The organism is Streptomyces sp. NPDC051662 (assembly GCF_040681655.1).
In the GTDB taxonomy this organism is placed as follows: domain Bacteria; phylum Actinomycetota; class Actinomycetes; order Streptomycetales; family Streptomycetaceae; genus Streptomyces.
Genome location: NZ_JBFAZD010000043.1, coordinates 24,409 through 44,792 on the forward strand (window position 1 = coordinate 24,409; position 20,384 = coordinate 44,792).

18 protein-coding genes and 1 tRNA gene are annotated in these 20,384 nt (G+C 68.3%); 12 read left to right on the forward strand and 7 right to left on the reverse strand.

Going from position 1 to position 20,384, the window contains the following annotated elements; translation table 11 throughout:
* Positions 1-125: 125 nt before the first annotated feature.
* The 6 genes from AB0M67_RS39110 (at position 126) to AB0M67_RS39135 (ending at position 3,183) form a co-directional block, all read left to right on the forward strand.
* Positions 126-530, forward strand: a complete 405-nt coding sequence (locus AB0M67_RS39110) for a hypothetical protein (protein ID WP_365752682.1) — start codon at positions 126-128, stop codon at positions 528-530.
* Between the two features lie 126 nt (positions 531-656).
* A complete protein-coding gene (locus AB0M67_RS39115; protein WP_365752684.1) occupies positions 657-782 on the forward strand; it encodes a hypothetical protein in 126 nt (41 codons plus the stop codon).
* 43 nt (positions 783-825) lie between these two features.
* Positions 826-1,569: a TIGR02391 family protein gene (locus AB0M67_RS39120; protein WP_365752686.1), complete on the forward strand. Its 744-nt coding sequence runs from the start codon at positions 826-828 to the stop codon at positions 1,567-1,569.
* Between the two features lie 593 nt (positions 1,570-2,162).
* Positions 2,163-2,369: a hypothetical protein gene (locus AB0M67_RS39125; protein WP_365752687.1), complete on the forward strand. Its 207-nt coding sequence runs from the start codon at positions 2,163-2,165 to the stop codon at positions 2,367-2,369.
* An 85-nt stretch (positions 2,370-2,454) separates the two neighbouring features.
* On the forward strand, positions 2,455-2,673 hold the full coding sequence (locus AB0M67_RS39130; protein ID WP_365752688.1) for a hypothetical protein: 219 nt from the start codon (positions 2,455-2,457) through the stop codon (positions 2,671-2,673).
* 18 nt (positions 2,674-2,691) lie between these two features.
* A complete protein-coding gene (locus AB0M67_RS39135; RefSeq protein WP_365752689.1) occupies positions 2,692-3,183 on the forward strand; it encodes a hypothetical protein in 492 nt (163 codons plus the stop codon).
* Positions 3,184-3,401: 218 nt separating this feature from the next.
* Here AB0M67_RS39135 and AB0M67_RS39140 read toward each other — a convergent pair whose 3' ends face one another.
* Positions 3,402-4,466 (reverse strand): GNAT family N-acetyltransferase, encoded by a 1,065-nt coding sequence (locus AB0M67_RS39140; RefSeq protein ID WP_365752691.1) that lies wholly within the window; start codon positions 4,464-4,466, stop codon positions 3,402-3,404.
* A gap of 252 nt (positions 4,467-4,718) precedes the next feature.
* On the opposite strand from AB0M67_RS39140, the gene pepN reads away from it, so the two are divergent.
* Positions 4,719-7,151, forward strand: a complete 2,433-nt coding sequence (gene pepN, locus AB0M67_RS39145; protein ID WP_365752692.1) for an aminopeptidase N — start codon at positions 4,719-4,721, stop codon at positions 7,149-7,151.
* Between the two features lie 754 nt (positions 7,152-7,905).
* Here pepN and AB0M67_RS39150 read toward each other — a convergent pair.
* Positions 7,906-8,109, reverse strand: coding sequence for a hypothetical protein (locus tag AB0M67_RS39150; protein ID WP_365752694.1), 204 nt, complete (start codon positions 8,107-8,109; stop codon positions 7,906-7,908).
* Between the two features lie 149 nt (positions 8,110-8,258).
* On the opposite strand from AB0M67_RS39150, the gene AB0M67_RS39155 reads away from it, so the two are divergent.
* The 4 genes from AB0M67_RS39155 (at position 8,259) to AB0M67_RS39170 (ending at position 10,830) form a co-directional block, all read left to right on the forward strand.
* Positions 8,259-8,591, forward strand: a complete 333-nt coding sequence (locus AB0M67_RS39155) for a hypothetical protein (protein WP_365752695.1) — start codon at positions 8,259-8,261, stop codon at positions 8,589-8,591.
* 13 nt (positions 8,592-8,604) lie between these two features.
* Complete coding sequence (locus AB0M67_RS39160) at positions 8,605-10,125, forward strand: helix-turn-helix transcriptional regulator (protein ID WP_365752697.1); 1,521 nt, start codon at positions 8,605-8,607, stop codon at positions 10,123-10,125.
* Positions 10,126-10,698 carry a transcriptional regulator gene (locus AB0M67_RS39165; RefSeq protein ID WP_365752698.1) on the forward strand — a complete coding sequence of 191 codons (573 nt, stop codon included), beginning with the start codon at positions 10,126-10,128 and terminating at the stop codon, positions 10,696-10,698.
* Between the two features lie 58 nt (positions 10,699-10,756).
* Positions 10,757-10,830 (forward strand) — tRNA-Met (locus AB0M67_RS39170).
* A gap of 160 nt (positions 10,831-10,990) precedes the next feature.
* Here the strand turns inward: AB0M67_RS39170 and AB0M67_RS39175 are convergent.
* The 5 genes from AB0M67_RS39175 to AB0M67_RS39195 all read right to left on the reverse strand — a co-directional run bounded on the left by AB0M67_RS39175 (position 10,991) and on the right by AB0M67_RS39195 (position 16,327).
* On the reverse strand, positions 10,991-11,986 hold the full coding sequence (locus AB0M67_RS39175) for a hypothetical protein (RefSeq protein ID WP_365752699.1): 996 nt from the start codon (positions 11,984-11,986) through the stop codon (positions 10,991-10,993).
* Between the two features lie 131 nt (positions 11,987-12,117).
* Positions 12,118-13,338, reverse strand: a complete 1,221-nt coding sequence (locus tag AB0M67_RS39180) for a hypothetical protein (protein WP_365752701.1) — start codon at positions 13,336-13,338, stop codon at positions 12,118-12,120.
* Positions 13,339-13,380: 42 nt separating this feature from the next.
* Entirely contained in the window at positions 13,381-14,427 is a 1,047-nt protein-coding gene (locus tag AB0M67_RS39185) for a hypothetical protein (RefSeq protein ID WP_365752702.1), read from the reverse strand.
* Entirely contained in the window at positions 14,424-15,152 is a 729-nt protein-coding gene (locus AB0M67_RS39190; protein ID WP_365752703.1) for a TnsA-like heteromeric transposase endonuclease subunit, read from the reverse strand. Before AB0M67_RS39190 ends, AB0M67_RS39185 begins: the two co-directional genes overlap by 4 nt.
* 191 nt (positions 15,153-15,343) lie before the next feature.
* Entirely contained in the window at positions 15,344-16,327 is a 984-nt protein-coding gene (locus AB0M67_RS39195) for a hypothetical protein (protein ID WP_365752705.1), read from the reverse strand.
* Between the two features lie 243 nt (positions 16,328-16,570).
* On the opposite strand from AB0M67_RS39195, the gene AB0M67_RS39200 reads away from it, so the two are divergent.
* The gene (locus tag AB0M67_RS39200) at positions 16,571-20,188 is read left to right on the forward strand and encodes a Helicase associated domain protein (protein WP_365752706.1); all 3,618 of its coding nucleotides are present in this window, start codon (positions 16,571-16,573) and stop codon (positions 20,186-20,188) included.
* Positions 20,189-20,384 lie beyond the last annotated feature (196 nt).

Consider the following 20,384-nt stretch of genomic DNA (forward strand, 5'->3'; position numbering starts at 1 on the left):
GAGGTCCTCCTTGTGTCTGCGAGACGGCCACGACCGCGCCGTCTCGCAGACCCTACGCCGAACGTGGTTCGATTACGGGACAGCCCTTACTGTGCAACAGCCACCGCCGCACCGGCCGACCGGACGTGAAAGCGGCGCCCCAGGCCCCCCGCCACAACTGGACTGTCCCGGACCCGCCCTACGACGACACCGTCCTCGCGCAGACCATGCAGCAGATCAACGAACTGGCAGCGGAGATCAACTACCGGTCCGAGGACGAGACCTTCGTACACCTGGCCGACCTCACGCACGCGGCCTTCGTCATCGCCCGGGAACTCTCCCGCCCCCGCAACAGCTCGGGATGCATCCAGCACCCCGGAGCTCCCATCGACCCAGCCGCCCCCGGCGGACCCCAGTGCCTGTTCTGCCAAGGCCAAGCACGGCGCCAGCAGACAGGACCGCCCACCGTGGCCATCCGCCCCAGCCGACCCGTCCCCAGATACGAACGCCACCGCATGCCGCGCCCGCCCATGCCGCCCGGCAACGGCTGAACACCGATGCGGAGCTCAAAAGGCGTCAGGTTTCGAGTCCGACGACTAGCGCTGTGACCGGCAGGTATACGGGTAAACGCCTGTCACGTAACACCCGGTCCTCGGGCACATCACCTCGCAGGAGGCATGAGCGACGGCGAGAAGTCCGGCGTGGACCCGGCCCGGGAGCGTACGGCGGAGTGCCTACTGACGGTACGGCTGGAGCAGCTGCGGGGGCAGCCGCTCGGGAAGCGACGAACCGCGCGAAGGTAGGAATGCAACTCCGGGTGTCCGTGTGGCACCGTAGCGTGCACCTATGACCTTTACGTACGTGCCGCCGGTTCCGGCAGAACAGATCCGGCGGTTGCCCACCCGGGACATCGCGCTCCTTCTCCTGCAGCACCTCGCGAGCGGGACCGGCTATCTGCAGTACAAACCGACGATGGGCGGCGCACGGCAGGCGTTCCAGGGCGAGCCGGACGTGGAGGTTCTCGTGAACCGCCTGTCCGATGCTTGGGCCTGGCTGGAGGCGCACGCGCTGCTGGCCCGGGCGCCCAGCCAGTCCGAAGCCTTCCTCCGGCTCTCCCGTGACGGCAGGGACTTGGCGAAGGACCTGCAGGGCATAACGCGGTTCGAAGCCTGCGAACGGCTATCCGGCCCGCTCCACCCGGCCCTGGAAGATACGGTGCGCACCAACTTCGACCTGGGTGACTATGAGACGGCATGCTTTGCCGCGATGAAGGCGGTCGAGGTCGCCGTCCGGGACGCATCCGGGCTCGACAACTCCCTGGTCGGTGTGCCGCTGATGCGCAAGGCGTTCCAGCCACACCAGAACGGGAAGGCCGGCGGCCCGCTCGCCGACGCCGGAGCCGAAGGCGGCGAACAAGAGGCCGCATCCGCGCTGTTCGCTGGCGCCATGGGCGCGTACAAGAATCCAGCCAGTCACCGCACCGTCGACTTCGACGACCCTATTGAGGCGGCTGAGATCATCCAGTTCGCCGATCTGCTGCTACGGCAGGTTGAACGTGCCAAGCGCCGTCAGTCCGCGACGACGGTGTAACCCGGCGCGCGGCTTCGAGTGAGGCCGGGAATCAAGCTGTGCCCGGCGTTCCCAAAGACCCCCCAGACCCGCACCAATGCTCGGCGAGTCCCCCGGCCCCGGAGCGCACAGTTCCGGAGCCTTTCCACGCCCGGCATTGGATTGTTGAACTGGCCGCTGTGGAAGGGGCGGTGTGCTGATGGACGAGGGGCAATGCCTCTACGGTTCGGGGATGAGCCGGACGACGGTGATGGTCAGGATCCTGGCCGAGACCATGTACCAGACGATCGCCTGAGAGACGGCCGCCTCGCGCCGGTCTTCATCACCGCCCACCGGTGTGGAGCCGTGACCGTAGGGATCGGCACCGAGAGTGCCGCTCAGCGCGGCCTTGAAGTCCTTGGGGAGGCGAGCTTGCCCAGTGCCTGTTCGGCGGCGGGAGCGAAGGCGATCCGGTACCTCCCGGCCAGACGCCTGCGGAGATCCCCCAGGCCGTCGTCGACGACGCGGCGGTGTCCGCCGGTGCGCGGCCCTCACCCGGACCGTCCGCGAAAAGCTGACCCCCTCCGGGGGTCTGGGTTTCGCCCGTACGAGCCGAACCTCAAGGCCAACTGGACATGCGCCCCGACTCACCCGCCTACGCCACCCAGCTCCGGCTGATCAGCGCCCGCATCGTCGCCGCGGCCAACACATCGGCCAGCACCGACGCCGTACGCAGCATCCGGGTCCTGGCCGTCGGCCCCGCGCCCGCGCCCCGGACAGAGCAGCCCTTCTCGGTGACACCGGCGGTACCCGTCCCTCCCCTGCTCCGGAGGCACCGGTGAAGTCTCCCGGCTTCCGCCGGGCGCGCTTGCCGCGCACCGATCCGGCGTACCTACGCGGCGAGTGGACCCAGGGGGCGCAGAGGCGGTGGAACGGCAGACCGCCGCGATGCGTGAGCTGAGCCGCCGTGCGTTCCTCGAGTCCGAGACTCCGATGGATGATTCGCCGGCCCCGATCGACCAGGCTCGCGCACAGCGCCTCTGCCCGGTCAATGCCACCCACGCCGCCGCGCTGCGCCGGGCCCGTGTCGAGCACGGCGGGCGGTCCCGTACAGATAACGCTCTCGTGCTGCATCAGGTCGGGTGAGGGCGGAGCCACCTGGGCATGGCGGTGCTCAGCGCACGCCTGCTCGCCAGCTGCACCGCCGCTATCGGGCAGCAAGACCATCAAGTGCCGCGCCGGCCTAAAGGCCCTCTTCCGCATCGACTGCACACCCGCGTCGCGCACGATGAGGCCATCCCAGCACCACCAGTAGTCGCCCTCTGGTTCGCCAGCCTGCCGCTGACGGTCCATGATCCGGTGCACCTCGTCGAGAGTGAACACGGTTCCAGACCACCGATCGCCGTCATCACGGATGACCCACATGTCCACATTGCAGACCTCGTCGAGGTCCTCTCCGGCACCGGGCACGAAGCAGATCTCGTATCCGTCACGTCTGACTCGGTAGAAGGGGCCGTCCCACATGCTCGCTCCATAGCGCTCTGTCTCACGCCGCCTTCATCAACAAGCCGGACGGCCGACCAATACACCACGCACCCCTTGAGGGCGCAGCAGCAGGTTAAAGAACAAGCTCAGAAGCTGTGTCAGAACCCGTGACCTGTGACGTCCTGTAGCGGATAGGCTGTGGGGTGCCGGAACTCGGAGCGTCAGGACGCGGCGATCGCCGTGGAGCGATAGACAGTATGGGTGACGGACAGAAGCGAGCCTGACAATTCGAGCCTCGCAGCCCAGCGGAGAGCAGTCCCCCGGCACGCGCTCACCCAGCCCGCTCCCACGCCATCCGGCCGGCTGTTCAGCGTGGGGGGGGAATGCTCCTACGACCACGGCCGTGATGGCTCCGCCGGAGGAGAATCCGGCTGGACCGCCTGCACGAATTTTCGCTGGAGGGCGTAAGTCTTGTCCGGTTGGAAACCGAGGCGTTCGTAGAGGCCGAGTGCGCCTGTTGGGGAGTCCGCGTCGACTTCGAGGGAGGTGGTGTCGTAGCCGTCCTCATCTGCCACGCGGAGCGTGTGCGCGAGCAGGGCGGAGGCGATACCCCGGCCGCGGTCCGCGCGGACGGTGCCGACGACGGAAACGTACAGGTCTCGCCGTCCGGTGATCTTCTGGTGCGCTTCGAACTCCTCGCACAGCACGATCGCCAGCGGCTCGCCGCGCTCGTAGGCGATGAAGCTGTTGGCAGCGCGGAGTGCCGGGCCGCTGGTGAACTGCGCCCAGGTCTCTTCCGTGGCGGGCGTGCTGCCGAAGTGGTCCCGGAAGGAGTCGTTGCGGACAGCACGCGCGTCCTCCGAGTGCTCCGGGTTGACCGCGTGAAACGCCACGCCCGCCGGTGCCGGGGACGCCGGCATCGCGGCGAGTGTGGTGCGCAGCTCGGGCATGACCATGTGATGCGTCCAGCAGACCTGCTCGTAGCCGCGTGTCCGGAACAACTGGACGGCCGTTGCGTTGTCCATTGCGCAGCTGTCCATCAATGCCAGCGGCGCGCTGGGGAAGCGCTCTTTGTGCAGAAGCGAGGCCGCCTGCTCCGCCCAGTCGAGCAGGCGAGTGCCGATGCCCAGGCCCCGGTACTCCGGGTCCACACCGCCCAGCTGCCAGAAGTCGTGAAAGGGCTCTGCCGAGGTCCGCGCTTTCATCCAGTGGTGGCCCACCATACGATCACCATCCCATGCGGCCATGCTGCCGCGCGCCATGTCGACGTAGGAGTCTGTGAAGCGCTGCGCCAGCTCCGCCTCGGATGGGGGCCTTCCGTCGTTGTCCACCGCCTCGATTGCCTGACGCAGGCGCAGCCAAGCGGGCAGGTCCGATCGATCGATCGGACGCCAGGTGAACCCCGGTGCAGCCTCGGTACTCACATCGGCATTATGGCTAAACCGGCGCGCCATGCCAGACGAGCGTATGGCAGGCGACGGGGCACCCTATTTCTCAATCGGGTGATCGCCAGGTTCCACAGTGGAGATGAGCAGGAACTGCTCAATGTAGCAGGAAGGTGATCATTTATCGTCTTCGGGTGCTCTGTCCTCCAAATCTGGGAGTAGGCCGCCAATCAGCCGATAGGCGACGCGATGGACACACGAGCTTCTTGCTGCTGAGCGGGTGGTTCGCAGCGAATGAACGGATCTCTGAGAGGGAAAGCGATGAGCGGAAAGAGTCTGACTCAAACCGAGGCCGAGGGGCGCGCGAGGCTGCTGACGGTCGAGCGGTATGACGTGGCCGTCGATCTTTCGGAGTTGATGACCGGTTCGCGGGTTCGGTGCGAATCGACGATCACTTTTACGTGTCACCGGCCCGGGGCTGAGACCTTTGTCGATTGTGCGGCGGCGGTTGAGAGCGCCACGCTCAACGGGGTCGTACTGCGGTCGGCTATTGAGGGCCGGATCGCGCTGACCGATCTTGCCGAGCGCAACGTCCTCACGGTGGTCTCGGTGACGGAGTGCTCGGCCGATGTCCAGGGCGTGCACAAGGCGGTCGACCCCGCCGACGGCGAGACGTATGTCTACACCGACTTCGCTCCCGACTACGCACGGTACGTGTTGGCCTGCTTCGATCAGCCGGACCTCAAGGCGCCGTGGGCGTTCACCGTGACCGCTCCTGCCGGCTGGCGGGTGCTGAGCAACAGCGGTGACCCGCAGATCGAAGACCTCGGCTCCGTGCGACGCTGGACCTTCCCGCCGACGCCGCCGCTGGCGGCGTACAACACGGTGATCAATGCGGGCCCGTACTACGAATTGCGTCGGAGCGGAGCTGGTCATGATCTCGGGCTCTTCGCCCGGCAGTCGCTGGCTTCGATCCTGGACCGGGACGCCGATGAGCTGTTCACCTTGACCACCCAGGGGCTCGAGTTCTTTGCAGGCAAGTTCGGCATGCCGTTTCCGCAGCATAAGTACGACCAGGTCTTCACGCCCGAGTTCCCCGGCGCGTTGGAGAACTTCGGCTGCGTCACCTGGATGGACTGGTTCCTGCGCAGGAGTACGCCGACCAGGGCGGAGTGGGACATCTTCTCGCGGTACCTGTTGCACGAGCTCGCGCACATGTGGTTCGGCAACATCGTCACCATGCGTTGGTGGGACGACCTGTGGCTGAACGAGGCGTTCGCGGAGTTCGCAAGTAATTGGGCCGCGGTGAGCGTGACGTCGTACACCGACGCCTGGACGGCTCATCTGGCCGGCGAGAAACTCAGAGCCTATTTCATGGACCAGGGACCGACGTCGCACCCGATCCGCCAGCAGGTCCGCGACGTCTCCGAGGCCGCAGCGACCTTCGACGCCATCACCTACCCCAAGGGTGCATCCGTACTGCACCAGCTGATGAGGTACGTCGGCGAGGCCAACTTCTCCGCGGGTCTGACCAACTACTTCGCCACGCATGCCTGGGGCAACACCACGCTGCATGACCTGATCGACGCGGTCGCCGACGCCAGCGGACGCGACCTGGACCAGTGGCGCGCGGGATGGTTGGAAACAGCGGGCACCGACCGGCTGACTCTTGACCACGACGGAGATGGGTTTGCCCTGGTCGCTCAGGGTCCGGGTGGCCGGCCGCGCCCGCATGTGCTTGCCGTCGGCGCCTACGAGCGTTCCGGGGACCGCCTTGAGCGGATGGCACTCGTCGAAGTCGAGGTAGCGGGTGAACGGACCCAGCTCGACCTACCCGCGGGAGCCGACTTGTATCTGGTCAATGATGAAGACCTGACCTTCGCCTCGATGAGACCTGACGCCACGACCAGAGACGCGTTCTTCCGTAACGCCGCTCGTCTGCCCACGGCGACCGCGCGGGGTGTCGCCGTCACCACGGCCTGGGACATGCTGATCAACGGCGAAGCGACAGCCGCCGAAGCTGTGCTGTGCCTGACCGGAGTGCTGGCTGTCGAGACGTCCGCGTCGGTGGTCGAGCCGTATCTCAACCTGGCTGTCGAGGCGGCAGATCTGTGGAGCCCGGAGTCGGAGCGGGACGAGTTGCTGCGAGCAGTGGCTGCGGCGTGCCGCAGCCTCTCCGGCGTCGGCGCCTTCCGTAAAGCGGTGTTGCGTGGCTTCGCTCGCACTGCGGCCGAGGTGGAGGAGGTTGCGTGGCTCCAGACCGAGGCCGGGGAGGACATCGATCTGCAGTGGCGAGCATTGGTTCGCAAGGCTCAGCTCGGAAGCCCGACCGCTACCGAGGCACAGGCTCTGCTCGACCGCGACCCGGATCCCGATGCGTGGGTCAGCAGGCTCCAGGTCAGCGCTGCGACCCCGGACGCGGCCGAGAAGAAAGCGGTGTGGCAGACGCTGGTGACGGACCGCGCGGTACCTATCGCTTCGGTCCACTCAGTTGCGGCACTGTTCTGGAGCGCCGGCCAGGACGACTTGCTCAGGCCCCACACGGAGGCCTACCTCGACCTCGTGCAAACCATCCACCACAGCGGAACCGTGCCGGCGAGGACCTACACCAAAAGCCTCTTTCCGCTGTTCGGTATCGACCTGACTTTCGTGGAACGAGCGGAAGACCTGGCGGCACAGGCTATCCCGGTCGTCCGCACGAACCTCCTGGACCGGGCCGACCGGATGCGCCGCATACTGCGCTCCCGCGGTTGAAGGCTTTCCAGCCCGGTCCACAGCTCGATCTGCAATTCCTCGATGCTGGTGAGAAGCCATGTCACAGTCGGTGATTTGTGATGCTCTGTTCTTGGTACTGAGAAGCGAAGCTGTCTTCGCTCAGGAGCACCTGCCGACGGCTTCGACGCGTGGGGACGGGGGTGCCGTGCTGGACATCGCTTTCGAGCCACGGGATGACGGGACGATCCGGCTCTCGCGCGGCGCGTCGGACGACGGACGGATTGAGCGAGCGCGGGCCCTACCCAGGTGAGTTCATCACCGGGTTGGGCCCGCCGGGGTCACAGCCCCATCCCCCATTCATGGTTGGCGATCTTCCGAGCATCGTCCTGCGTAGCCACGTGTGCGTTCTCGTTCATGGTGAAGCTGTGTTATCGGCCTGACCTGTGTAGATACAGGTAGCTGAGAGAGGCTGAGGCGGACGTTCAATAGCGCTTGACCTGCAAGGCGGCAACTTGGTTGAGAAGGCGGCATCTAGAGTGAGAATCCGGGCTGGGTGGAGGTTGAGCCGGACTGGCTGCGCTCGGAGGTGTCCGTGGCGGCCGGCGGGCGGCGCAGGCTGAGCGCTCGCGGGGAGGGCGGGAGTTCGTGCGCAGGGCGCGGGAAGCGGGCTGGGGGCAGGCCGCCGGGCCCGGAGCGCCCGGGGGCTCCGGGCTCCGAGTTGGAAGCGTGCGCAAGGCCTCTGCCTGCCGTCGGGCTGGCGGCGGGCGGAGGCCCGAAGGCCGGCGCGGGGGGATCAGTTGGCGCCGGGGTGCGTTACTTCGCCGGGCCGGGCATGCACCAGGATTCCGAGCTTGCTCTGGCCGCCGCACTCTCTGCAGCGGCGGGTGTCCCAGTCGTCGGTGAACCGGATGTGGGTCAGCTCCGTGCCGGTCGCGCAGCAGGTGGAGCAGGTGTCGGTGTGGATGCCGCGCGGTGCTTCGCCGTACGCCTTGGTCATGGAGTGGGTCTCCTTTGTGTCGAGGGTCGGAGCGGTGAAGTCGTGCTGAGGTCAGGCAAGGTGAATACTTTTTAACTTGTTGTAAAGTTACATGTTTGGGTGGTAACTTTGGAACAAGTTGAAGAGTTCAGGTTCTGGGAGGTGGGCGGGTGTTGCAGATCCAGATCGGTCCCGAGCGTGAGGCGGACCCCGATGACATGCTCGGGCGGTCGACCATCGGATGGCGGCCCGGCATGAGTGAGGACGAGGCATGGGAGGTCGGTCGCGGTATCTGGAAGTTCAATGCCGACCGTGCTCTCGCCCAGGACGAGGTGCAGATCATCAACGCCGGGGGCACTGTCCTCGCCGTCGCGAAGATCACCGGGATTTCCAAGCACGGCGACCGCTACGCCCTCCAGGGGGAGTTGCTGCGCGGCGACGACCGTGTCGGCCGTGCCACCAAGAGCCCGCACCTGTCCCGCAACCCCGTCACCTACATCTGAAGGGAGTGTTCCGGTGAGTGACTTCGACGCGATCGACTCGCTCCTCGCCTCCGTCGGCCCGCAGACCGACCTCCCGGACCCCGAGGCCCGCCGCGCCTTGCGCGAGCAGGCTCAGCTGTCCAAGGCGCAGGTAGCCCGCGCCCTCGGGGTGAGCCCGTCCACGGTCAGCGCCTGGGAAGCCGGCCGGGATCCGGTCGGTGAGGTGCGCGTCAAGTACGCCTACCTCCTGGACGGGTTGAGCGCCAAGCTCACCACCGACACCACGCCCGAACCCGAGCTGGCGGTGGAGTCCGCTGTGGCCGAGCCGGTCGCAGCGGATGCTGCCGCTGCGGCCGGGCCCGCTTCCTCCGAGTTCGAAGGCGGGGACGAAGTGGAGGTACTCACCGCGCCGGAGCCGTGTGTGCTGTGCGGGCGTCCGGCCGGACAGCGGGTGGAGGGCTTCGCCCAGCACCTGGACCCGGCCGGATGCCAGGGCGGCACAGTCGAGGCGCAGCCGGCCCCGGTAGCCGGCCGGCCCGCTCCGGCCTCGAAGCTGTCGGAGCGGGCCAAGGGCCCGGCCCGCCGGGCGTTCCAGGAGCCGTCAGGCCCGGTGGGCTTGATTCATGCGGCGGTTGAGGGAGCGCTCGCCGAGTACCAGGGCGACGTGGAAGCGGCCACCGCGGCGCTGTTGAAGAAGGCGATCCCGGACGCGATGCGCTTGCTGGACGAGACCCGCAAGGGCGCCCGGTACGACGTGATTGCCCACCCCTGGATTCCCGACATCCTGAAGAAGCAGACCTCCCGGGGTGCGGACCAGATCTGGGAGGCCCGCCCCAAGTGGACCCGCGCTGAGCTGCCGCCCGGTGTTCATGAGGTGACGGCACTGGACATCAACGGCGCCTATCTGTCTGCCCTCAAGACTCATCTGCCGCTCGGGCAGCTCGAGCACACCACCGGCATGCCGCATGACCGCCGCCGTGCCGGAGTCCACCTGATCACCCCACCCGCCTGGGAGCACGGCGCCGTGCTGCCAAACCCGATCGGCGAGCGCGACGAACCCGGACCCCTATGGGTCACCGAACCCACCCTCCGGCTCCTGCTGCGCCTGTCAGGCCCGAAGTACGGGCTGTGCGAGGCGCCGGAAGTCCACGAGTCCTACACTTCGGGGGCGACGGAGAACCTGCTGGAGAAGTTCCGCATCACGCTCAAGGACGCCCGCGACACCGCCATCGCCGACGGCGACGCGGTCACCCTGGAGTACGTGAAGGCGATGTACGCGAAGTTCGTTTCCACCATGGGGGAGTCGAACTACAACCGGGAGCTGTACCGTCCGGACTGGATGCACATCATCCGCTCCCAGGCCTTCGCCAACCTCTGGATGAAGGCGCTCAAAGCCCACGACGAAGGCCTCCCGGTCGTCCGCGCGATGGGCACCGACGAACTCCACGTCATCGGCGACTGGCGCCGTGTCTTTCCCGAAGGCCGTGGGGTTACCGAGGTCAAGGTCAAAGACCTCTACACCGCGGGCACCGACACGATGGGGGAGGAGCGGTAGATGCCGGAGAGGAACAACGACTTCGGAAGGTTCGGCGCGAGCGGCGTCAGGGGAAGCGAACTCGTCGGGCGGAAACTCGACGACCTCGCCGGCGGCATCGCCACCCCCGTCACCGCGAAGCGCGGTCTGATGGCGCGCCTGAACTATCTGACGAGGTCCGACCATGCCCGTCAGGCGGCCAGGGATGCCGGGCTGACGGTGACCGACCGCACGCTGAAGGCGTGGCTGGAGGGCAAGCGCCGCCCCTCGGGGAAGAGCCTGCAGAAGATCGACGACGCCTACCGGACGGTGCGCCGGCAGAACGTGGCCCGGCACCTGCTCAAGCGTCTCAACGCGAACGGCGGCACCAGGGTGGAGATTCACCCCCTCAACCAGTCCGACGTCGCCCGGCCGCTGCAGCGCGACGTTCCCTTCCGGCACATGAACGTGCGCCGTTGGGACCGGATCGTCGGCGCGTGGGCGGCCGGTGACCACCACGGCCTGGACGCAGTGTGGACCGACGACATCCTGCCTGATCTGGGATCCCAGTACGGAGCGTACGAATACTGCACCAACGTCGGCTTCGCTGCATAGCCCCTGGCCGGAAGTGGTCTGCGGACCTCACGGGATGGCGTACGGTTGGGTTCACCGACGCGGGGTGGAGCAGCTCGGTAGCTCGCTGGGCTCATAACCCAGAGGTCGCAGGTTCAAATCCTGTCCCCGCTACTGCCGAGCAGGGTCCGGATCCATTCGAGGATTCGGACCCTGCTGCATTTCAGGAGCACCTGCCAGATGCGGGCCCGAGGCTACGTGTGCGAGTGCCCTGGCACGGCGTGCGAGCGGCCCGCGCACTCGTCGGTGTGAGTCCCGGCATCCGCTCGCTGCGTCACCACGCCTCGTCCATCGTGCCTGCCGCGGGCAGATTGAGGTAGCGGGCTGCGTCGTGCAGGATCTCCGGTGTGATCGCCTCGGTGCCGTCGAGGATGGCGATCTGCGCGGCCATGCTGAGCAGCGGTGTGAGGTTTTCCATGAGCCCGTCGGTGATGTCGTAGAGGTCTTCGGCGAGCTCCAGGAGGCTGTTGGGCCGGTGGTGGCACAGCTGGAGTCTTCCGTCGAAACTGGCCAGGGTTCGGGGCCATTCGTCGGGGTGTTCGGGGCTGCGGGGTGGCAACCGGTTGACCCACAGGGTGGGTACGGACCGCTGGCGCAGCGGTGCGGCGTCGCTTGTCCGGCGCAGGGCGGGGAAGCGGGCGGTGCGTGCTTCGCGGAGGATGTCGCTGGAGCCGATGCCGCTCCAAAAGACCGTCAGGCTCAGTTCGTCCGCGAGGTAGTCGAAGAAGTCGAAGGTGGGCTGCAGATCCTCGGTGCGCAGCCGGTCGATCCCGTCGACCAGGCACACCTCTACGTGGTTGGTGCGCATCACGTGCACGGCGGGCCCGGTGAAGTCCTTCATGCGCTGCACGGGCCGGCTGTCGGTGTCGGAGCGGTAGAGGTCCCAGCCCAGGAACGTGGCGAGGGCGGCGGACCAGTCGGCCGGGGTGCCCGGGGTGGGCGGGGCGTTGATGCAGATCACCGGGATGCGGGTGTCGTCGATGCCGTGCAGTTTCTCGCGGCGCCCTTGGTGGCCCATGCCGATGTGGTGCAGCAGCGTGCGTTTGCCTGTGCCGCGGTAGTCGCTGTCGATGGCGATGTGCGGGCCGGGTTGGCGGCGTTCGCCATTTCGCCGCAGCATCCGCCGTGCGAGGAGCAGTCCGCGCTGGATGTCGGTGGTCTCGACCAGGCCGAGGTCGGCATGGTAGCGGACGCGGGGATCGTTCTCCCTTTTCTCCCCTTCCTCCTCGCTGTTGGCGGAGGAAGGGTCTTCCGGCGGCAGCGGAACCAAGGATGGGAGCTTGGAGGACGGTTGCCGCAGGCGGGTGCGCCACCCCAGCAGGGTGGTCGGCAGGCCGACAGTGTCGGGGGCCGGCGGGGCTGGGGGAGCGGGTGGGGACTGCGGATCACGTACCGGGGCTTTCAACGGTCCTCTCCTTGCTGGCCGTTATAGCCGTTATCGCCGTCTGCGGGCGGGTTCAGTTCGGGCAGCGAGGCGAGGAAGGCATCGACGCTCTGTCCGCTGTCCTTTACGGGCTCGCCAGATGTGAAGAGTTCCGCGGCGGGGCGATCGAGGCGGCGGAAGGGCCGCACCGATTCCGGATCCAGCGGCGGCATACCGGCGGCATAGGGCTCCTTGGGTGCCGCCGGCCGGTGGCGGGGCACGGGCAGGGAACGGGCAGAGGCAGCGGGTGCGTCGTCGGGCCCGGGCCCCTTAGCTGCTTTGGACAGCAGGCGGTGCGTGGCCCGGGCGATGGCGGCCTCGTCGTGGCGGTGTCCGCCGGCGGCGAGATGGACCTGCAGCCCTTGCTCCCAGCTCCCTTCGGTCCACCGGTCGTGCAGGATCCGCCGGTGGATGAAAGGCACCTCCACCCACGGGTCGCTGTCTGGGGCGGCCCGGTGGTTGAACAGCCAGGCGACCTCGGGCTGGTTGGGGGAGTAGTGCACCTCCCACCTTCCCTGAAAGGCCGCGAGCCCGGAGGAGCCGCGGAAGGGATCCAGGGCTCCCCTGCCCAGGTTGTAGGTGCGGTTATTGATCTGGAAGCCCTTGCGGTCGATGCGTGCCCACACGGTCGGCAGCAGCTTGCGGTTCTCGCTCTCGGTCAGCGCCGTGGCCCGGTAGCCGCGCAGCGAGATCAGCGCCGCATACATCTGGTTCGGGGTGAGCTTCAGTCCCGGAGTGAACGGGCTGCGCAGCGCGCCGTGCGGGGTCTGCTGCCAATGCAGCGCCACCCACTGCTCGAACAGGTCCTGCAACTGGGCGATCGTCCACAGCGGCTGCTTGCGGACTTGCCTGCCGCGCAGGTCCAGACGGTGATGGGTGTAGGAGGCCAGGTGCTGGCTGAAGCCGGTCTTGATCGCCAGCATGGCGCGCTCGACGATCGCCTTGTCGACGGGGGTGCGCAGCCGGGCCTCGCGCACTTCGATGCCCAGGGAGTTGCAGGAGCGGGTGAAGTCCGCGGAGACGAACGGTGAGCCGTGGTCGACGACGAGCGTCTCTGGTTTGATGACCGGCCGGGCGGCCGCACCGGCGAACCGCTCATCGGCGGCCAGCAGTCCCTCGAAGGGCAGGTCCGAGCCGTCCATGAAGGTTTCCGGGGACCACCCCGGCCGTACCGGCAGCGGTGCGGTGCTCTGCGCCACGACCTGCACCGTGTCGAAGCTGCGGGTGGCCCGCCCGCCCAGCTACCGGCCCGCACCGGCACCACGGCGGAACCGCTTGGGCACGATCAGCGCACCGACGATGCTGCGGGTGGCCACATCGATCGCAATGGTCAGCTCCACCGAGATGATCTGTCCGTCGTCGCCGATGACCAGGACATCCAGTCCGGTGGTGTCGATCTGCACCAGTTCCCCGGGCCAGCGTGCCGCGGTCGCCCGCCGGCTGCCGGGCCGCAGCGTCGAGAGCGGCGGGCCGGCCGCACGCCGGGCCGCGACAACATGCGCATTGTGTGCCGTGATCCCCAGACGCTGCAGCAGCCGGTAGTACGTGGCCTGGCTGGGCAGCAGCGCAGCCGCGGTGGCCGCATCGGCGTCGGCGAGCTCACGTGCGTAGCGGGCCCGAACCGTCTGCTGCACACGGCCGATCAGCCGCGACGAGGTGCCCGGCGACAGCCCCTGGTCGCGTTCGCCATCCAGGATCTCCCACACCAGGTCGATCACCCGCTGGTCGACGCGTCCGTGCGCCGAGGCCGAGCGCTGGCCACGCCGGTCGATCAACCCCAGCAGGCCTTCCTTGCGCCAGGCGAGGCACTTGCGCTCGATGGTGGCGGGCGAGGTCGGCCAGCCGGCCTCGGTCAACTGGTCGGCCTTGGTACGGTAGCGCTGCTTGAGAGTGTGGAGCTCCGGGTCGAAGGCGGGTTTGGGCCGGGCGGTCGCCGGCACGTTAGGGGCCTGCTGATGCAGCACCTCTTTTACGGTGCGCTCCCACCGGGTCACCTCGCGGCGCAGTGCCGGGGGCAGGGCTTTCAGCTCGTGCCCGCGGTGGGTGACCACCGTGCGGGGAGCCGCCCGGTTAAGGACCGCGAAGTCCTTCGAGGACGTCAGCACCGGCTGGAGGATGATCAAAGGCTCGGCGGTGGTCTCCCCGAGGGCGGTGAGGAAGACCCGCGGACCGTGAAAGGCGGTCACCACCCAACGCGCCCCGCTGAAGGTGATGGTGTCGCCGAGGGCCAGGGTGTCGGCGCCGTCCCGTACCGCGCCGTCCGGTACCTCGTCGTGCGGTGCGCTCATCCGTCCTCCCGCAGCCATGCCGTCGATGACGGTGTCAGGGGCCTGGTCATGTCGGTGTGCAGCTGCCGTCTCCAGATCAGGTGATAGGCCAGGTCCACGCCCGCAAACGCGGGCAGGCCCGACGCCCGCACCCCGGAGCGGATGGTGCGAGGGGAAGTGAAGTGCCGGGCCAGCGCCTCGGCATCGTCCAAGGCCAGCCACTGCGGACTACGGACGGCGTACAGCAGCATCAGGTTGTCCAGCTCCACACCGTCCGGCGGCCGCATGACGCGCACCCGCCAGCCCGCCACAGTGGCGGCCCGGGCCAGCAGTTCCTGCCCGGCGTGCCAGCGGTCGGTGAGCTCCTCTGGAGCCACGCAGATGACCTCCCGCTGCCCTGCGCGTAAGGCGACGAAGTCCGGCCGCAGGCTCTGCGTGCAGCCGCCCTGTGTCCAGTGCAGCTCCATCGGCCCGGCGCTGCGCGCGGCCACCGTCGGATCCCGGTCCAGCAGCATGCCGCAGCGCTGCTGGCGCAGTGAACCGCACGCCAGCGACTGGCCGGTGGCCGAGGCCCAGGCCTTGGTGACGAAGGACTGCCGACCTGGATAGGGCACCGGCATCTGCAAGGGCGCCAGCTGTTCGAACGGCACCTGAGCGGCCTGCTCCACCGGCAGTTCACGCCGGCGCCCGAACCGGTCGAGATAGCAGACGGTGATCACCTGCTGGTCCAGGGGAGCATCCGGCACGTGTGTCCCCCTCCGTCAGCTCGCTGCCAGGCGGGCCCGCCTCAGGCAGACCCGTTCCATGATCCGCCAAGGAGGGCGGCGTCCGCCGCCGCAGCAGCAGCCGATCACCCGCATGAAGGGCATGGCGAACACCAGCCCGAAACCTGCGCAGTTGTGGTCCGCGGGTAGCAGCCGACGCTGCCGCGCCGGCGTCACACGGGCACGGACGGGTCGTTCCAGTCCCAGGGCAGACAGCACAGCTCGGCCAGGGATCCCTGCTGCTCGTCGTCTGCGTGGATGAGCGCCGTCACCGGCCGGCCAGGCCCGGCCATCTGCGCTACCGGCGGCATGCACCAGTGATGCTGGTGCAGCCACTGGGCCACCGGGATCCGCCACATCTCCGGCGGTAGCTCGAGCACAACGGCCAGCTGCGCCAGGCGCTCAAGCAGCTGCGCCTCGGCCACAGCCCACGGCCCGGCGCCCTGCAGCGCGCGCTGCCGCTCGTAGTCCAGCAGAGCGCGGGCCACTGCGACGGCCTCCGGGTACATCCACAGCCACGCCGACTCCAGGTCGCCCTCCGGCCGCCCGGCGCGCTGTGCCCGCCGCGCCCAGCACCCCACGACCGTCGTGCGCCACCACCATCCGGTGACCGCGAACGCGTCCGCGACCAGGTACGCCCCGGCGGGGCCGTGCCGGCGTTCGAACCGCCGGCGCTGCCGGTGCGCCCGCACCACCTGCGCCAGCGGGACCAGTTCCACGCCGGAGCCGGACTGGCGCACATGGGTGAACTGGCCATGCCGGTCGCAGATCTTCCAGGACTCGGGCCAGACCAGCCAGATCGGCCCCCACCCGCCGCCGCGCAGCGCCACGCACCGGCTGCAGGCCGGGACCAGGTAGTGCTCCATCGGGTACCACGGCCATTCCCACCGGGCCTGTTGCCCGGGCAACAGGTGGATCTCGCGCAGATGAGGCAGCGCCCATTGCAGCCGTGACAGTTCCACATTCAGCATCGCGGCGAGCCGCTCGGCGGCCGGAGCGCTCAAGAAGACCTCGGCCAGATGCGGCTGTACCGCCTGCTGTCCCGGCTCTCCGTCGCCCAACTCGTCCAGCAGGAAGGCGATATCCACCCCCTGAGCCGCCGCCACACGCCACAGCAGTGAGCAGTTCGACTCATGGCCGGCCAGCCGCACGGACACACGCGCCAGACTCCGGCCCCACGCCATATGACTCCCGCCCTGTCCGCCAGACATCGGCCTCGCACAGTCTTCACCCGTGCGCTGTACCTGCACAGTTACATAGCGCGTAGGAACAGAACGGGCCTGTTTCGTATGGCAGTTCACTTGATCGTGTGGCGATACCGCAGGCGGGCGGTGCGGGGGCGTTGTGCTGCGCATTCTTCCTGCAGACCCACTGACCTGCCAGAACTGCGGAGTTGGCCCGTGCAGCTTGATCTTCCCGGCGAACGCCTGTCCAGCAAGCTGTGGACCCGTCAGCGTGATGCCGCGGACTGTGTGCTCAACGCGTTCGCGATGGGACGCACACGACAGCAGGTGATCATGCCGTGCGGTACCGGAAAGACCCACCTCGCCGTCCACGTCGCCCACGAGATCACTACTAACAGCCGCAGCCTGACCCTGCTGCCCACCCTAGACCTGCTGAACCAGACCGCCCGCGTCTGGTACACCGCCGGCCGCCCGGGCCGCTACCTCGGGGTCTGCTCCGACCGGCAGACCAGCGAGCCCGTCCTCGACGGCATCCTCACCATGACAGGCGACCCGGCGCAGCTGGCCCATGCCGTGCGAGACGCCGACGGCCCGGTCAACGTCTTCGCCACCTACGCCGCGCTGAAGAAGCTCCGTCTGGCCCACCATGACCATCAACTGCCCCGCTGGGACATCGCCATCGTCGATGAAGCCCACCGCACCGCCGGAGCGCGCAGCAAGGCCTGGGGCACTATCCACGACGACGACGCCATCCCCGCCCGCCACCGCCTCTACCTCACCGCCACGCCTCGTATCTGGGACGTCAACCGGGGCATCGTCACCGAACCGATCGCCTCCATGGACGATGTGTCCCTCTACGGCACCGTCGCCTACCGCTACTCCCTGGCCGAGGCCATCCACGAAGGCAGACTCGCCGACTACCGCATCGCAGCCCCCGAGATCCACCACCCGCAGCTGCGCGCCTTCCTCACCAGCCGCACCAAGCGGGGCCGCACCCCGCAGGCCGATGCCGCGCGGGTCGCCGCAGCCCAACTGGCCCTGCTCAAAGCCCGCGAGGACCACCACATTCAGCGGGCGGTCTCCTTCAGCCGCAGCATCGCGCAGTGCGACGCCCTCGCCGAAACCCTCCCGCAGACCGCGGCCGCCATCCCTGGCGGACACGCGGACGGCCTGTGGGTTTCCAGCATCCACCACGAGCACTCCCGGCAGGTGCGGCGCGAACGCATGAGCCACTTCGGGCAGGCCCCCGCAGACCAGCGCAAGGGCTCGCTCGCCGAGCTCCGCGTCCTGTGCAATGTCCGCCTGTGCGTCGAAGGCGTGGACTTCCCGCTGGCCGACTCCGTGCTGTTCGCCGACCCCAAGCAATCCACCATCGACATCATCCAGGCCATCGGACGGGCCCTGCGCATCGGCCCCGGCATGAACAAGGTCTCCACCTTGATCATCCCCGTTCTGTTCGGCCCCGGGCAACGCCCCGAAGAAGCAACCTTCGGCACGCCCTACCACCTGCTCCACCAAGTCATGATCGCGCTGCGGGCCTACGACGAGCACTACTTCTACCGCCTGCCGATCAGCGGCCGTCGCCTACTCATCTCCACCCCCGACTACGCCATCCGCCCCGCACGCGCCCTGGAGATCGCCCCGCACCTGATGCTGCGCATCATGGAACCCGAACCGGATATCTGGGACACCGGGATGGCCGCTGGACGGGCCTTCCACACCGCGCACGGGCATCTCGACGTCCCCAGCAACCACATCACAGATGACGGGTTCCATCTCGGCTGCTGGCTCGGATACCAGCGCGCCCTCAAGGCCGCCGGGCACCTGCCCGCGGCCCGTGTCGCCGCGCTGGCCACCTTCGACATCACCTGGCGCCACGACCCGGACAGCACCGAGGCCTTCCTCGAAACCGCCCAGGCCTACGCACGCGAGCACGGCCACCTCCTTCCCCACGACGCGCAGGAGACCTATCAGCGCCGCCCCCTCGCGCAGTGGCTCCTGCAGCAGCGCCGCCAGGACGCCGCAGGTACCCTGCCCGACCCCTACCGGCGCGCCCTGCGCGACATCGACCGCTGGTGGAACCCCCACTGGTCCGACGCATGGCAGCGCACCCTGGCACGGGTCCGCGACAGCACGTCCCCTCCGGTCATCACCCCCGGCCCCCTGCCCGGCGACGCAGACCAGGCCACCCGCTGGCTCGACCGGCAGTTCGACATGTTCCCCACCCTGGAGAAGGAGCAGCGCCAGCAACTGGCGGCACTGCCGTTCAAAGACAGCCCGCTGGCCCTGGCACTGCACCGCACCCCCACCAACCACTTCGCAGGCGGCCTGCGCGCAGCCCGGCACTTCTACCGCCAGCACCACCACCTGCAGGTCCCGCCCGACTTCCACGCAGGCGAAGGCGACCGGCGTTTCCCGCTCGGCCCATGGATCGCCGACCTGCGCGCACAGGCCCGCCAAGACGCCCTCGGCAGCGAGGAGATCACGTCCCTGGAAGCACTGGCCATGGAGTGGACACCGGCCCTCCAGCACGCACAGACGCCGCCGGCACCGCTTCCCTCAACACAGACCCCAGCTGCCGTCACGGGCAATTCCGCAGATGGAGAGGAACCGGCCCTCCAGGACACTGCCGCGCTGGTGGGCGCACACGACCCGGTGTTCTGGACAGCCGAGAGCGAGCCGCCACCGGGCCTGACCCCGATGATCTTCGGCGGGGGCGGCCACCGGACGCTGATCAGCATGCCAGCCGGAGCAGGCAAGACCACCACCATCGCCTCCGCCGTGCTTGAACTCGCCCCCGAAACCTGCCTGATCCTCGGCCCGGACGTGCTCCACCTCCGCAAAGCCGCCGCCACCTGGCGGAAAACGGGCGACAGGCCGCACGCGGGCCTGGGCTTTGGCCCTCACGGTGGCACCCGCCTGACGAGCGCTGCCGATCTGGCCGACTGGATCAGACAGCAGCCTCCCGGAGCGCTGGTGTTCGCCCGCTACGCAGATGCCCGGCTGGTCGTCGACAGCCACCGCCGCCACGACCTTCCTGCCTGGGGACATCTCGTCGTCGAAGAAGCGCACCGCACGGCAGAGGGCATCATCACGCCGGAACACCCCTATGCCGACATCCACTACGACGACCGCATCCTTGCCCGGCGGCGCATCTATCTGACGGCCACTCCCCGCATCCCCCGCCAGATGGCACCCGGCCTCAAGGCGCGCGATGTGGACTGGGCGGTCCACATGCCCGCACAAAAGATCTTCGGTAGCCACGTCGTCCCGACGAGCCGACAGGCACTGGAGGACGAAGAACTGCTGGCGTCCTGCCAGCTGGCGGTGGTCCGAGTCCGCAGGAACCCCGCCTCGCGGCGTCCGCGGCAATGGTCCACCGAAGCCAACGCAACCGCGCAGATCATCGAACGGCTCCGGCTGCGCCGCGTCGTGGCCGTACTGGCCACCAGGGCCGAGGCCCAGAAGTTCGCTATGCAACTGGCGGTGGACATGCTCGACGCGGAAATCCATCTGGAAGGCGATCCGGCCGTGCGGCACGCACACGACCAGCCGGTCATCCACTGCGTACGCAGGAGCTACAACTCGATGCCCCGCAACCTTGACGCCATCGTGCTGCCGGACCCCAACTGCACAGCCACACAACTCGTCAACGTCCTGCGCCCGCTCATGGCACAGGATGTACGCCACGTGGCCCGCACCAGGGTCCTCGTGCCGCACGCCGTGGACAGCGACAACGACCCGCCGAGCGACCAGTCCCTCCTCGTCCAGCGTGTCACTGCCGCCTTCTGGGCGCACGACCCCACAAGCCCATCGCCTCGCCGCATTGAGTAAGGCCGTGGCACCTGTCGGCCTCATCGCCCCGTCGCCCCCGCCAGTGGTGAAGGTGTAGTGGCCGTCGGCTTCGGTGAGCGTCGACTTTCGGATTCCGGTCCTGGGGACCGGAGGCGGAGGGCTTCCGCCCGCATCGGCGAGGACTTCACCGAACCCATCGACCAGGAAGAACCGACCGCGTTCCGAGGCTGGGCGG

Coding starts and splice junctions, on each gene's coding strand:
- AB0M67_RS39115 (WP_365752684.1), top strand. CDS start 657: ATGAGCGACGGCGAGAAGTCCGGCGTGGACCCGGCCCGGGAGCGTACG.
- AB0M67_RS39140 (WP_365752691.1), bottom strand. CDS start 4,466: ATGGCGCGCCGGTTTAGCCATAATGCCGATGTGAGTACCGAGGCTGCA.
- AB0M67_RS39165 (WP_365752698.1), top strand. CDS start 10,126: ATGCCGGAGAGGAACAACGACTTCGGAAGGTTCGGCGCGAGCGGCGTC.
- pepN (WP_365752692.1), top strand. CDS start 4,719: ATGAGCGGAAAGAGTCTGACTCAAACCGAGGCCGAGGGGCGCGCGAGG.
- AB0M67_RS39135 (WP_365752689.1), top strand. CDS start 2,692: ATGGCGGTGCTCAGCGCACGCCTGCTCGCCAGCTGCACCGCCGCTATC.
- AB0M67_RS39185 (WP_365752702.1), bottom strand. CDS start 14,427: ATGAGCGCACCGCACGACGAGGTACCGGACGGCGCGGTACGGGACGGC.
- AB0M67_RS39125 (WP_365752687.1), top strand. CDS start 2,163: ATGCGCCCCGACTCACCCGCCTACGCCACCCAGCTCCGGCTGATCAGC.
- AB0M67_RS39120 (WP_365752686.1), top strand. CDS start 826: ATGACCTTTACGTACGTGCCGCCGGTTCCGGCAGAACAGATCCGGCGG.
- AB0M67_RS39150 (WP_365752694.1), bottom strand. CDS start 8,109: ATGACCAAGGCGTACGGCGAAGCACCGCGCGGCATCCACACCGACACC.